Source organism: Streptomyces sp. NPDC057854 (assembly GCF_042797055.1).
Taxonomy (GTDB): Bacteria; Actinomycetota; Actinomycetes; order Streptomycetales; family Streptomycetaceae; genus Streptomyces.
This window is the reverse complement of the sequence record NZ_JBHVMF010000008.1, coordinates 61,166-75,056: the sequence shown is the minus strand read 5'-3', so window position 1 is coordinate 75,056 and position 13,891 is coordinate 61,166. Positions and strand designations below refer to the sequence as shown.

Sequence of the window (13,891 nt, the reverse complement as noted above, 5' to 3'; positions counted from 1 at the left end):
CGTGGACAAGAAGAACGCCCTGCGCGCCGGCGCCGTCGCGGCCGGTACGACGCTGATGATGCTGCTCATGTCGTCCCCCGCGCTCGCGCTGACCCGCGACGACGGTGACGACCCGGCCCCCAAGCTGGAGGTCGTCGAGACCCTCGGCCTCTTCGTGGCGCTTCCGGTGGTGCTGTTCCTGGTCATCGCCGGTCTGGTGATGGTCCTCGACAAGTCCCGCAAGAAGGCGTAACCGCCTCCTCCGCCCGTCTCCGAGGGCGCCGCACGGCCACCGGCCGCGCGGCGCCCTCGCGCGTTCCCGCGCGCGCGACGGGGCGCCTCAGGCGGTGGCCGCGAGCAGCTTCCGCAGCCGTCCGGGAGAAGGCGGCGGGGCGCCTCAGGCGGTGGCCGCGAGCAGCTTCCGCAGCAGTCCGGCCAGCTGCTCCGCCTCCTCCTCGGTCAGGGCCGCCTCCACGGCCTCCCGCTGCCGCTCCAGGCCGGCGCCGACCGCCTGGTCCACCAGCTCCCGGCCGCGCTCGGTGAGCGTGACGCGCAGGCCGCGCCGGTCGTGCGGGTCGGGGCTGCGGGTGAGCAGCCCGGCCTTCTCCAGCTTGTCCAGCCGGCCGGTCATGCCGCCGGTGGTGATCATCAGGGTGGCGGTCAGCTCGCGCGGCGAGAGCGTGTACGGCTCGCCCGAGCGGCGCAGCGTCGCCAGCACGTCGAACTCCCCGAGCCCCATGCCGTAGGGCTTGTACGCCTGGTCCACCTGGTTCCGCACGGCGGCGGAGAGGCGGTGGATCCGCCCGTAGATCGCCATGGGAAGGGTCTCCAGGTCGGGGCGGACCACGGCCCACTGGTCGGTGATGGCGTCGACGGCGTCGGGCGCCGGGGGCTGCGCGTGCGCGGCCCCGGCCTCCTTCATGGCCCCACTGTTCTTCATGGCCCCAGTCTCCCGTCCCGGCGCACTCGATGGCAAGAAAGCCACTTGCAAGCAAGTAGCTTAGTGCTAAGTTAATTACCGCCAAGCCAGTCGTGCTCCGGACCGCCGGGGCGCACCGCGTCAGGGGGAGTCCGCCATGTCCCGCAAGGCCGCCGTCGTCGCGCTCACCGCCCTCGCCCCGATCTCCTGGGGCTCCACCTACTTCGTCACCACCGAGTTCCTGCCGCCCGACCGGCCTCTCTTCACCGGCCTCATGCGGGCCCTCCCGGCCGGCCTGCTGCTCCTCGCGCTGACCCGCACCCTCCCGCGCGGCGCCTGGTGGGGGAAGGCCGCGGTCCTCGGCGCGCTCAACATCGGCGCCTTCTTCCCGCTGCTCTTCCTCGCCGCGTACCGCCTGCCCGGCGGCGTCGCCGCCGTCGTCGGCTCCGTCGGCCCGCTCTTCGTCGTCGGCCTCGCCGCCCTCTTCCTCGGCGAGAAGCCCACCGCCCGGACCCTGCTCGCCGCCGTCGCCGCCGCCTTCGGCGTCAGCCTCGTGGTCCTCAAGGCCGGAGCCGCCTTCGACCTGATCGGCGTCGGCGCCGGACTGCTCTCCTCGCTGTCGATGTCCGCGGGCATCGTCTTCACCAAGCGCTGGGGCCGCCCCGAGGGCGTCGGCGCCCTCGCCCTCACCGGCTGGCAGCTCACCGCCGGCGGCCTGGTCATCCTGCCGGTCGCCTTCCTCGTCGAGGGCGCCCCGCCGGCCCTCACCGGCACGAACCTCGCGGGCTACGCCTACCTCGCCCTCGGCAACACCGCGATCTCGTACGTCCTCTGGTTCCGCGGGATCGAGCGGCTGAGCGCCACCTCCGCCACCCTGCTCGGCCCGCTCTCCCCGATCACCGCGGCCGTCATCGGCTGGGCGGCGCTGGGCCAGGCCCTCGGCCCGGTGCAGGTCCTCGGCATGGCGATCGCCTTCGCCGCCACCCTCGCCGGCCAGCTGACCCCCGCGAAGCGCGCCGCCCGCCCGGAAGTCCCGGGCCCTGCCCCGGAGGAGGAGCCGGAACTGTTCAGTTCTCCTGAAAAGAACGGTCAGAAGGTTTCGATGGACCTGGAGGTTCGAGCGGTGCGACGGTAGACCCCATGCCCCTCACCACACCCCGCCGCCCGACCACCGAACCCGCCCCCGGAACCCCCGCCCCCGAGACCCCCGCCTCCGAAGCCCCCGCCCCGAGACCGGCCCTCGCCCAGGGGGCCGGTCTCGGTCTGCTGCTCGCCCTGCTCGCCACCGTCATCTGGTCCGGCAGCTTCGTCGCCACCCGCGACCTCGCCGACACCGTCCCGCCCGTGCAGGCCGTCTTCTGGCGCTGGGTCATCGCCCTCCTCGCCGTCGCCCCGTTCGCCGCCCGCCCCTTCTGGCGGCAGCGCGCCGTCCTCCGCCGCCACCTCGGGTACACCACCCTCGCCGCCCTGTTCGGCGTCACCCTCTACAACACCCTCGTCCACCAGGCCGGCCTGACCACCTCCGCCACCAACATGGGCATGATCATGGCCGCCTCCCCGGTGATCATGGCCGGCTACGCCCGGCTCGGCGGCGAACGGCTCGGCGCCCGCCGTCTCCTGGGCACGGCCGTCGCCGTCCTCGGCGTCCTCCTCCTCGTCGGCAAGGGCTCCCTCACCATCGACCTCGGCCCCGGCGACCTCTGGATGTTCGCCGCCGCCCTCTCCTTCGCCACGTACAGCGCCCTGCTCAAGCGCCGGCCGCCCGAGATCGACGGACTCGCCTTCCTCTTCGGCACCTTCGTGCTCGGCGCGCTCATGCTCGCCCCCGCCTACGCCGTCTCCCTCGCCGTCCAGGGCGGCTTCCCCGCCACCCCCGGCACCGTCGGCCCGCTGCTCTACATCGGGGTCTGCTCCTCCGCCGTCGCCTTCTTCGCCTGGAACAAGGCGATCTCCCTGATCGGAGCGGCCCGCGCCGGCGTCGTCTACTACCTCCAGCCGGTCTGCGCCGCCCTCCTCGCGTACGCCCTCCTCGGCGAACAGCTCGGCCTGGCCGGCGGCGCCTGCATGGTCCTCATCCTCGGCGGAGTGGCGCTCAGCTCCGCCCGGTAGGTTGCGCCCCATGACCGAGTGGGACATCAAGAAGCTGCACATCCTGCGCACCCTGCGCGACCGGGGCACCGTCACCGCCACCGCCGAGACCCTGCTGATGACCCCCTCGGCCGTCTCCCAGCAGCTCACCAACCTCTCCCGGCAGCTCGGCGTCCCGCTCCTGGAGGCCCACGGGCGGCGCGTCCGGCTCACCGACGCCGCCCACCTCGTCCTGCGCCACGCCGAGGCCGTCTTCGCCCAGCTGGAACGGGCCGACGCCGAACTCGACGCCTATCTGCGCGGCGAGGCCGGACAGGTCCGCGTCGCCGCCTTCTCCACCTCCGTCCCCGCGCTCCTCGTCCCCGCCGTACGCCGCCTCCGCACCGCCCACCCCGGGCTCGACGTGCGCGTCCGCGAGGCCGAGGCGGGGGAGGCGTACGAACTGCTCACGGCCGGCGAGGCCGACCTCGCGCTCTCGCTCGCCGCCCACGCGCCCACCGCCCGCGACCCCCAGTTCAGCCGGGTGCCGCTGCTCGCCGACCCCCTCGACGTGGCCCTCCCCGCCGGCCACCCGCTCGCCGACGCGCCCGGCCTCCGCCTCGCCGACCTCGCCGCCGAACCCTGGATCTTCGGCGGCTCCGGCCCCTGGTCCGAGATCACCACCGCCGCCTGCGAAGCCGCCGGCTTCCAGCCCGAGCAGGCCCACAGCGCCTCCGGCTGGACCGCGATCCTCGCCATGGTCGAGGCCGGTCTCGGCATCGCGCTCGTCCCCCGGATGGCCGCCGCGGACCGCCGGAGCGGCACCGGCGTCGTCATGCGGGTCCTCTCCGCCGACCAGCCGCGCCGCCACGTCGTCGCCGCCGTGCGGCGCGGCGCCGAGGAGGGCACGGCGGTCGCCCGGGTCCTCGCCGCGCTCCGCCAGGCGGCCGTCCAGCGCGAGAACGTTCAGCGGAGCTGAAAAGACCTGTCGAAAACATTCGATGGACCCCGGGCTTCCGGCGCGGGACAGTCGGACCATGACCGCCATCGAGGACACCCAGGACCCGCACGCCAACGACGCCGCCCCCTACGCCGGAGGCGACCCGTACGCCGACTACCGCACCGGCGACTTCCCCTTCACCGAGCTGGTCGACCTCGCCGACCGGCGCCTCGGCGGCGGCGTCGTCGCCGCCAACGACGAGTTCTTCGCCGAGCGGGAGAACCTCCTCGTCCGCGAGCGGGCCGTCTTCGACCCGGAGCACTTCGGCCACAAGGGCAAGATCATGGACGGCTGGGAGACCCGCCGCCGCCGCGGCGCCGACGGCGAGCACCCCTTCCCGGCCCCCGAGGACCACGACTGGGCGATCGTCCGCCTCGGCGCCCCCGGCGTCATCCGCGGCCTGATCGTCGACACCGCCCACTTCCGCGGCAACTACCCGCAGCGGGTCAGCGTCCAGGCCACCGCCGTCGAGGGCAGCCCCAGCCCGCAGGAACTCCTCGACGCCAAGTGGGAGGAGCTCGTCCCGCCCACCCCCGTCCGCGGCCACGCCGCCAACGGCTTCGCGATCGACAGCGACCGCCGCTGGACCCACGTCCGCCTCTGCCAGCACCCGGACGGCGGCATCGCCCGCTTCCGCGTCCACGGCGAGGTGCTGCCCGACCCCGAGTGGCTGGACCTGCTCGGCACGGTCGACCTGCTCTCCGTCCTCAACGGCGGGTCGTACGAGGACGCCTCCGACAAGTTCTACTCCTCGCCGACCCAGATCATCCTGCCCGGCACCTCCCGCAAGATGGACGACGGCTGGGAGAACCGCCGCCGCCGCGTCCGCGGCACCCACGACTGGGTCCGCTTCCGCCTCCCCGCCCAGGGCGCCGTCCGCGCCGTCGAGATCGACACCGCCTACCTCAAGGGCAACTCGGCCGGCTGGATCGCCCTGCACGGCCGCAACGGCGAGTCCGGCGAGTGGTTCGAGATCGTGCCCCGCACCCGCCTCCAGCCCGACACCCTGCACCGCTTCAGGCTCCCCGCCCAGGCGGTCGTGACCCACGTCCGCCTCGACGCCTTCCCCGACGGCGGCGTCGCCCGCATGCGCCTGCACGGCTCCCTGACCGAGGAGGGCGCCGCCGACCTGCGCGCCCGCTTCGACCGCGCGAGCCGGTAGGCGCCCAGGAACCGGCGAAGGGGCGCCCCCATGGGGGAGGGCGCCCCTTCTCCGTGCCCGCCGGCGGTGGTTACCGCGCCGCCGCCGCGTCCGCCGCGCGGGCCTTCAGCGCCCGCTCGACACCGGCGCGGGACTCCGTCACCAGACGCCGCAGCGCCGGCACCGGGTCGTTGGCCGCGATCCACGCGTCCGTCGCGTCCAGCGTCTCCTGGGAGACCTGGAGCGTCGGGTAGAGACCGACCACGATCTGCTGGATCATCTCGTGGCTGCGGGTCTCCGACACGCGCTTGATCGACGCGAAGTACTTCTCCGTGTACGGGGCGAGCAGCTCGCGCTGGTCGGTCTGGACGAAGCCGCCGATCACCGCCTCCTGCACCGCGTTCGCCAGCTTGTCGTCCTCGACGACGGCCGCCCACGCCTCGGCCTTGGCCGCCTCGGTCGGCCGCGCCGCCCGGGCCGTCGCCGCGTGCCGCTCGCCGGCCGCCGTGCGGTCCCGCTCCAGCTCCGCCGCGATCTCCGGCTCGTCGAAGACGCCGGTCGCCGCGAGCCGCTGCACGAAGGCCCAGCGCAGCTCGGTGTCGACGGCCAGGCCCTCGATCGTCTCCCGGCCGTCCAGCAGCGCGGCGAGCAGGTCGAGCTGCTGCGGCGTCCGCGCGGTCGCCGCGAAGGCCCGCGCCCACGCCAGCTGGTGGTCGCTGGCCGGCTCGGCCGCCTTGAGGTGGGTGAGCGCCGCCTCGGTCCAGCGGGCCAGGCCCGCGTCGCGCCAGTCCGGCGCCGCGTACAGGTCGAGGGCCGCCTTCACCTGGCCCTGGAGCGACTGCACCACGCCGATGTCGGACTCCTTGGCGATGCCGGACAGCACCAGCTCCAGGTAGTCGCGGGTGGCCAGCTCGCCGTCCCGGGTCATGTCCCAGGCCGAGGCCCAGCACAGCGCGCGCGGCAGCGACTCGGCGAAGTCGCCGAGGTGCGCGGTCACGTTCCGCAGCGACACCTCGTCCAGGCGGACCTTCGCGTACGACAGGTCGTCGTCGTTCAGCAGGACGACCGCCGGACGGGCCTTGCCGGCCAGCGCCGGGACCTCGGTGCGCTCCGCCGCCTCGATGTCCAGCTCCAGGCGCTCGGTGCGGACCAGCCGGCCGGTCGCGTCGAGGTCGTAGAAGCCGATCGCGATCCGGTGCGGGCGCAGCACGGCCTCGCCCTTGGCGCCGGCGGGCAGCGCCGGGGCCTCCTGCCGGACCGCGAACGAGGTGATCGAGCCGTTCTCGTCGGTCTCGATCTCCGGGCGCAGGATGTTGATGCCGGCCGTCTCCAGCCACGCCTTCGACCAGGTCTTCAGGTCGCGCCCGGAGGTCTCCTCCAGGGCGCCGAGCAGGTCGCTCAGGCGGGTGTTGCCGAAGGCGTGGCGCTGGAAGTACGCCTGCACGCCCTTGAAGAACTCGTCCTGGCCGACGTAGGCGACGAGCTGCTTGAGGACCGAGGCGCCCTTGGCGTACGTGATCCCGTCGAAGTTGACGAGCACGTCCTCCAGGTCGTTGATGTCGGCCATGATCGGGTGCGTCGACGGCAGCTGGTCCTGGCGGTAGGCCCAGGTCTTCTCCGCGTTGGCGAAGGTGGTCCAGGCGTTCGGCCAGCGGGTGCCCTCGACGGCGGCCTGGCAGGCGACGGAGGTGTAGGTGGCGAACGACTCGTTCAGCCACAGGTCGTTCCACCACTCCATGGTCACGAGGTCGCCGAACCACATGTGGGCCAGCTCGTGCAGGATGGTCTCGGCGCGCCGCTCGTAGGCCGCGTCCGTCACCTTCGAGCGGAAGACGTACTGGTCGCGGATGGTGACCGCGCCCGCGTTCTCCATCGCGCCCGCGTTGAACTCCGGCACGAACAGCTGGTCGTACTTGGCGAACGGGTAGGCGTAGGCGAACTTCTCCTGGAACCAGCCGAAGCCCTGCCGGGTCACGTCGAAGATGTGGTCCGCGTCCAGGAACTCCGCGAGCGACGGACGGCAGTAGATGCCCAGCGGCACGACCTGCCCGTCCGGGCCCTTGTACGTCGAGTGCACCGAGTGGTACGGGCCGGCGATCAGGGCCGTGATGTACGTGGAGATCCGCGGCGTCGGCTCGAAGGCCCACACGCCGTCCTTCGGCTCCGGGGTCGGCGAGTTGGAGATGACGCTCCAGCCCTCCGGCGCCTTCACGGTGAACTGGAAGGTGGCCTTCAGGTCCGGCTGCTCGAAGGAGGCGAAGACCCGGCGCGCGTCCGGCACCTCGAACTGGGTGTACAGGTACGCCTGGCCGTCGACCGGGTCGACGAAGCGGTGCAGGCCCTCGCCGGTGTTGGTGTACGCGCAGTCGGCGACCACCCGCAGCTCGTTGCGCCCCTGCTTCAGGTGCGGCAGCGCGATCCGCGCGTCGCGGAAGACGGCTGCGACGTCCAGCGAGCGGCCGTTGAGCACGGCCTCGTGGACGGCGGGGGCGACGAGGTCGATGAAGGTCTCGGCGTTCGCCTCGGCGGAATCGAAGCGGACGGTGGTGACGGACCGGTAGGTGCCGCCCTCCTGCGCACCGGTGAGGTCCAGTTCGACCTCGTACGCGTCCACGGTCAGCAGCTTCGCCCGCTGCTGGGCCTCTTCACGGGTCAGGTTGGTCCCAGGCACCCGGTCAACTCCTCGGTTTCGTGACGTTTGGCCCATCCTTCCACGGGGCCGTCGGCGAGCGCATCGCGCATTTCCCAGGGCGAACACGGAAGAACGGCGGCCACCCGGAAGGGTGACCGCCGTTCTTCGCGGGGACGGGGTTCAGCCCTGGAGCTCGGCCGCCACCAGCTCCGCGATCTGCACCGCGTTCAGCGCGGCGCCCTTGCGGAGGTTGTCGTTGGAGACGAAGAGCGCCAGGCCGTTCTCGACGGTCTCGTCGACGCGGATGCGGCCCACGTACGAGGCGTCCTTGCCGGCCGCCTGGAGCGGGGTCGGGATCTCGGACAGCTCGACGCCCTCGGCGTCCTTCAGCAGCTCGTAGGCGCGCTCGACGCTGACCGGACGCTCGAAGCGGGCGTTGACCTGGAGCGAGTGCCCGGAGAAGACCGGCACGCGGACACAGGTGCCGGAGACCTTCAGCCCGGGGATCTCCAGGATCTTCCGGGACTCGTGGCGGAGCTTCTGCTCCTCGTCGGTCTCGTGCGAGCCGTCGTCGACGATGCTGCCGGCCAGCGGCAGCACGTTGAAGGCGATCGGGCGCTTGTAGACGCCGGGCTCGGGGAACACCACGGCCTCGCCGTCGTGGGCCAGCTCGGCGGCGCGCTCGGCGACGGCCTTGACCTGGCCGTCCAGCTCGGCGACACCGGCCACGCCCGAGCCGGAGACGGCCTGGTAGGTGGTGGCGACCAGCGCGGTGAGGCCGGCCTCCTGGTGGAGCGGCTTGAGGACCGGCATGGCGGCCATCGTGGTGCAGTTCGGGTTGGCGATGATCCCCTTGGGGCGGTCCTTGACCGCGTGCGGGTTGACCTCGGACACGACGAGCGGGACCTCGGGGTCGCGGCGCCAGGCGGAGGAGTTGTCGATCACGACGGCACCCTGGGAGGCGACCTTCTCGGCGAGGGCCTTCGAGGTGGCGCCGCCGGCGGAGAAGAGCACGATGTCCAGGCCGGTGTAGTCGGCGGTGGCCGCGTCCTCGATCGTGACGCCGTCGACGACCTTGCCGGCCGACCGGGCGGAGGCGAAGAGCCGCAGCTCGTCGACCGGGAAGTTCCGCTCGGCCAGGATCTTGCGCATGACTGTGCCGACCTGACCGGTGGCTCCGACGATTCCGACCTTCACGGGGACTCCTCCGTACGTGTGTGCAGGTGCTGCCGCTCCCCATCATGCGGGCCGCCTGCCGTTTCTTGTCCAATCCATTGTCCGAGGGGCGGGACGCGGTCCGACGGGTGAACGTTCCGGGACGGTCGCGCGTCGAAGGGGGGTCACCGGCAGGGAGGAGGCGGGGTGGAGCAGATGGACGCGGCGCTCGTGGACCGGGTGCGGGCGGTCCTCGCGCTGGGCGGGGTGCCGTACGCGGAGCTCCAGGACGGGGTGCAGCAGGTGGGGCTGCGGCTCCTGGAGGCGCGCGCGAAGGGGGAGCCGCCGCGTTCCCCGGCCGCCTGGTGCGCGGTCGTCGCCACCCGGGTGGCCGCCGACTGGCACCGGGCCCGGCGCCGGGACGAGCGGCTGGGCGCACGGCTCACCGCGCTGCCGGCCCCCGGCGGCGCCGGCGGCGAGGAGGCCCGGCTCCTCGCGCTGACCGTCGCGGACGGCCTGGAGGCGCTGCCGGAGAAGCAGCGGCAGGTGCTGGTGCTGCGCTTCTACGCGGACCTGCCGGTGGCCCGGATCGCCGAGGAGTTGGGCGTCCCGGAGGGGACCGTCAAGAGCAGGCTGCACGCCGCCGTCCGCGCGATGCGGCAGCGGCTCCACACGGACGAGGTGGTGTGAGGTGGACGACACGGAGCGGGACCCGCTGGCGCTGGCGCTGTCCCTGGACGACGGCGAGCCGCTGCCCCCGGGTGCCGGGGACGACCCGGAGGTCGCCCGCGCCCTGGCGGACGTGGCCCTGATCCGCGCGCGGCTGGGTGTCCTCGCGGGCGCCCTGACGGCGGAGCCCGTGCCGACGGCTCCGGTCGCGGCTCCGGTGGTACGGCCCCGGCGCCGCGGCCGGATCGCGGTCTGGGCGCTCGCCGCCTGCGCGGCCCTGGGCGTGCTCGGCACCGGCGGGGCGTGGCTGGCCGCGCGGCCGGGCGGCGGCCCCGACAGCGCCGCGGCCCACGCGAAGCTCACCCCCGGGGGGATCGTCGCCTGCGCCACGGACGTCGCCGAGGGCACCGTCGCGCGGGTCGAGCCGCTGGAGGGGGAGGGCGAGTACCGGGTGGTGCTCCGGGTGGAGCGCGCGTACAAGCCGGCCGGCGGCGGCGCCCGGGAGCTGGTCTTCCGGAGCTGGGCGGCGGAGCCGTCGTCGTACCGGCCCGGCGTCCGGATGCTCGTGGTCGTCTCCCGCTTCCCCGAGGAGGGGGTGCTCTCCTTCCGCCAGGACATGGAGCCGCCCGGCGAGCTCGGCGAGGACGTCGGCCCGGTCCGCGACGAGCTGGAGTACGGCCGCGCGTGGGTGGCGAAGGGGCTGCGGGAGGGGGTCGGCGACTGCCCCGGCCGGGGCTGAACGCGGAAGGGGCGGGCGTCCGCGCGGACGCCCCCCCCACCTCCTACCGCCGGGGTGTTTCGGGGTGACGCAGCCGATAAGGACGCTGCCGGTGCCGGCGACGGTGCCGCGGGCGTTGAGCAGCTGGACCTGGCCGAAGAACTGGCGTCCCTCGGGGGCCGGGCCGCCGACGACGACCTCGGCCGGGACCTTGGTCGAGGCGCCGTTGGCCAGCGGGAACGTCTTCGTCTCGTCGACCTTCACGGTGCCGAGCGACGGCGAGAAGTAGACGTCCTTGTAGTCGTAGGTCGTGCCGCCCTCGGCGTGGACCGCGTAGCCGTCGACGACGACGGTGTACGTGCCGGCCTTCGGCTTGACGAGGGAGACGGCCTCCTCCGAGTCGCCGTCGGCCGACTGGCCGACCTGCACGCCGTTCAGCAGCACGGTCAGGTCGAGGTCGGCGGCCTTGTCGGAGGTGTTGCCGATCGCGATGTCGAGCCGCTCCACACCCTCACCGACGGTGACGGTCTTCGTCTGCTGCTCGTGGTGCTGGATGGTCGGCGTCTCGGACTTCTGCGAGCCGAGCGGGCCGCCCTTCAGCTTGCCGTCGAGCGCGGCGAAGCCGTTGGTGACCGTCCACTCGACGCCGGCCGGGGTGCCGACCTTCGCCTCGGCGACCGTCTGGACGGCCGGGTCGAAGGCGGCGCCGAGCACGGAGACGTCGAGCTTGTACGGGTTGTCCAGGTCCGGCGAGGTGCGGCGCGCCTCGACCTCGATCTCCCAGACGCCGGCCTGCGGGTTCGCGTAGGAGCGCAGGTCGGGGCGGCAGGTGTTCGCCGGGTTGTAGTGCGGGTAGCAGCCGGTGGTCGCGGTCGGGTCGACCGGGACGCCGTACGGGTGGATGGCGATGAACCGGGTCTGGCTCTTCTCCTTCAGCCCGCCGATCCGCACCTCCAGGGAGGTCGCGCCCTTCGGCACGGTCACGAAGTAGGACTTGGTGCTGTTGCGCTGGACCGAGCCGGCGGCGGAGAAGCCGTAGCCCGGGGCGGCCAGGTCGCTCGCGACGACCGAGGTGGCGAGGATCTGCTTGTCGACGCCCTCGGTGCGCTCGTCGTCGGCCTCCAGGAGCACGCTGTGCACGCCGGCGGTCTTCGGGCGGGCCTCCAGCTTGACGGTGACCGGCTTGTTCAGCGGCAGGTCGATCTCGTCGTCGCCGAGGATCCGGAAGGTGCCGTCGTTGTACTTGAGGTCCAGCTCGTGCTCGATGGCGCGGTCCGGGCCGCTGGTGCGGGTGACGGTGACGTCGTAGACCTTCTTCTGGCCGGCCTTGAGGCCGCCCTCGCGGTCGTACACGCCGGTGCCGGTGTGCGGGGCCGGGAAGATCACGGTGTCGACCGGGGCCTCGACCTTGTAGGAGTGGGCGGTCGCCCCGTCCTTGATCGAGTCCCACGCCTCGACGACGTCGACGAGACCGGCGCCCTGCTCGTGCGCCGCGACACCCGGGATCCGCTTCGCGGTCGAGGTGAGGGCGGTGCGCAGGGTCAGCGGGGAGAGCTCCAGGCCGCGCTGCTTGGCGGCGGAGAGCAGCAGCGCGCTCGCGCCGGCGACCTGCGGGGACGACATCGAGGTGCCGTTGAGCATGCCGTAGCCGGCGGGCAGGCCGTAGCCGGCCTCGGCGACGCCGGCGCCGGCCTGCCAGGTCGGGATGGTGTTCACGGCCGAGCCCGGGCCGGTGACCAGCGGGGCGGCGCCGCCGTCCTCGCGCGGGCCGCGCGAGGAGAACGGGAACATGGCGTACTTCTTCTCGACGGCCGAGCCGTAGTTGGCGGCCCAGGTCGACTGGGAGACCGCCGCGCCGACCGAGAGGACCTTGTCGGCCAGGCCGGGGTCGCCGATCGTGTTGGTGCCCGGGCCGGAGTTGCCGGCCGAGATCACCAGCTGCACGCCGTACTCGTCGATGAGACGGGTGTAGAGGCGGGCGCGGACGTTGTCGCCGTCGTTCAGCGCGGGCAGGCCGCCGATCGACATGTTGACGATGTCGACGCCGCGGTTGACGACGAGGTCGACCATGCCCTCGGTGAGGGCGGTGTTGGTGCAGCCGCCGGTCCAGGTGCAGGCGCGCGAGGAGACGATCTTCGCGCCGGGCGCGGCGCCGTTCATCTTCCCGCCGAAGAGGCCCTTGGCGGCGGTGATGCCGGCGACGTGGGTGCCGTGCGAGGACTCGACGAGGCCGATGTTGACGAAGTCGCGCTTCTGGCCGACCCAGGAGCCGCCGTACGGGTCCATCGGGACGTCCTTGCGGATCTCCACGACGAACGGGGTGCGCTCGGCGACCTCGGTGGCCGGGTCGTCGGTGCCGAAGTAGCCGATCTGGTAGCCGTCCTTGTACGGCTTCATCGGCTCGTTGTCCGTGAAGTCGAAGTCCTGGTCGGTGTCGACCCGGACGGTGCCGGCGGCGGCGTCGTACAGCATGCCGAAGGTGTCGGTGGTGTCGCCGTCGCGGTTGATGTCGCCGGCCGGGTCGCCGCCCGCGGTGACGGACTCGCTGAAGCGGCTCCACTGGTAGGAGCCCGCGGGCGCCTTCCAGGACTGCGACGCGGCGGTGAAGACCGGGCCCGCGACCGGGGTGACCTGGGCGCGCCAGGTGCCGTCGCTCTCGGTGATCGGGTCGGTGGCGGTGACCCAGTCGACGATCTTGCGCTCGCCGGTGGTGGTCTTCTGCAGGGCCGGGTGGGCCAGGTCGACGCCCGAGTCGAGGACGCCGATGGTCACGCCGCGGCCGTCGGCGCGCGGGTGGTCCTCGACGAACTCGACGGCGCCCGTCTCGTGGGACGGGTTGTACGGGTTCTTCGCCGGGGTGCTCTTCGACGGGGCCGGGTAGGTCCGGGTCACCGTGGTGCCCTCGACGGCGCCGGTGACGCCCGCGTCGGGACGCGGGTCGTCCAGCTTGATCTCGGCCTGGAGGTCGAGCGACTGGACGGTGGAGAGCTTGGCGGCGGCCTTGATCGCGGCCTCGGCCCTGTCGGTCGGCAGGGTCGCGCGGACGTAGCCGAGTTCGTCGTTGCGGTTGCCGACCGAGCCGCCGGGGACGGCGTCGAGCTGGCCGGCGACCTGCTCGGTGGCGCCGGGCGCGGTCGCGACGAGGACGGTGACGTGCGGCTCGCCGGCGGCCTCGGCCTCGGCGAGGCGCTGGGCGTCGAGGGCGCCGAGCTTGTCGGCGGGCTCCGCGGTCTTGACCGGCGGGTTGGTCGCGGGGGCGTCGGCGGCGAGCACCGGCGCGGCACCGGCCGCGACGAGCGCGGTCACCAGGCCGGCGGCGGCGGCGATCCTGGCCGCCCGCCCGGTCCCGGCCGAGCGCCCGGGTATGGAGCTCTGCGTTTCGGGGGTGGTCATTTACATCCCTGTTGGTGAAAGAGAGGGTCCGGATTTCGGTACCGGATGACCGCTCAGCCTTTCGTAAGTGACAGGGATTTGTGGAGAGTTCCTGGAGGGTCTGTTGTGTCCATGGCGTACATCCGCCACCGCGCACCCTCCGCCATCAAGCACGAATCGCCCTCAATGAGGGCGATTCGACGGACCGTTCGGGACTCTCGGGCTCTCGGGGTCTCCCG

Annotated in this window: 9 protein-coding genes and 1 pseudogene; 6 read left to right on the top strand and 4 right to left on the bottom strand. The window is 73.2% G+C overall.

Annotation, left to right across the window (positions count from 1 at the left end; translation table 11 throughout):
- Window position 1: 1 nt before the first annotated feature.
- Window positions 2-232 (top strand): hypothetical protein, encoded by a 231-nt coding sequence (locus tag ACFVQZ_RS13820; RefSeq protein WP_030494036.1) that lies wholly within the window; start codon window positions 2-4, stop codon window positions 230-232.
- 144 nt (window positions 233-376) lie between these two features.
- Here the strand turns inward: ACFVQZ_RS13820 and ACFVQZ_RS13815 are convergent, their stop codons facing one another.
- On the bottom strand, window positions 377-919 hold the full coding sequence (locus tag ACFVQZ_RS13815; protein ID WP_321192640.1) for a MarR family transcriptional regulator: 543 nt from the start codon (window positions 917-919) through the stop codon (window positions 377-379).
- 136 nt (window positions 920-1,055) lie between these two features.
- On the opposite strand from ACFVQZ_RS13815, the gene ACFVQZ_RS13810 reads away from it, so the two are divergent.
- Genes ACFVQZ_RS13810 through alc form a run of 4 tightly spaced genes read left to right on the top strand, consistent with a single transcriptional unit; the run spans window position 1,056 to window position 5,127 of the window.
- Complete coding sequence (locus ACFVQZ_RS13810; protein ID WP_383621887.1) at window positions 1,056-2,033, top strand: EamA family transporter; 978 nt, start codon at window positions 1,056-1,058, stop codon at window positions 2,031-2,033.
- Window positions 2,034-2,038: 5 nt separating this feature from the next.
- Window positions 2,039-3,007, top strand: a complete 969-nt coding sequence (locus tag ACFVQZ_RS13805; RefSeq protein ID WP_383621884.1) for a DMT family transporter — start codon at window positions 2,039-2,041, stop codon at window positions 3,005-3,007.
- A gap of 10 nt (window positions 3,008-3,017) precedes the next feature.
- The gene (locus ACFVQZ_RS13800) at window positions 3,018-3,944 is read left to right on the top strand and encodes a LysR family transcriptional regulator (protein ID WP_383621881.1); all 927 of its coding nucleotides are present in this window, start codon (window positions 3,018-3,020) and stop codon (window positions 3,942-3,944) included.
- Between the two features lie 58 nt (window positions 3,945-4,002).
- Window positions 4,003-5,127, top strand: a complete 1,125-nt coding sequence (alc, locus tag ACFVQZ_RS13795) for an allantoicase (RefSeq protein WP_383621878.1) — start codon at window positions 4,003-4,005, stop codon at window positions 5,125-5,127.
- A gap of 70 nt (window positions 5,128-5,197) precedes the next feature.
- Here the strand turns inward: alc and pepN are convergent, their stop codons facing one another.
- Window positions 5,198-7,777, bottom strand: coding sequence for an aminopeptidase N (pepN, locus tag ACFVQZ_RS13790; RefSeq protein ID WP_383621875.1), 2,580 nt, complete (start codon window positions 7,775-7,777; stop codon window positions 5,198-5,200).
- Between the two features lie 141 nt (window positions 7,778-7,918).
- The gene (locus tag ACFVQZ_RS13785; protein ID WP_030494043.1) at window positions 7,919-8,935 is read right to left on the bottom strand and encodes an aspartate-semialdehyde dehydrogenase; all 1,017 of its coding nucleotides are present in this window, start codon (window positions 8,933-8,935) and stop codon (window positions 7,919-7,921) included.
- Between the two features lie 174 nt (window positions 8,936-9,109).
- Here ACFVQZ_RS13785 and ACFVQZ_RS13780 point away from each other — a divergent pair, with 174 nt between their 5' ends.
- A complete protein-coding gene (locus ACFVQZ_RS13780; protein WP_051787710.1) occupies window positions 9,110-9,583 on the top strand; it encodes a sigma-70 family RNA polymerase sigma factor in 474 nt (157 codons plus the stop codon).
- 778 nt (window positions 9,584-10,361) lie between these two features.
- Here ACFVQZ_RS13780 and ACFVQZ_RS13775 read toward each other — a convergent pair.
- Window positions 10,362-13,673, bottom strand: a pseudogene (locus ACFVQZ_RS13775) (S8 family serine peptidase); the annotation flags it as partial.
- Window positions 13,674-13,891: the final 218 nt, after the last annotated feature.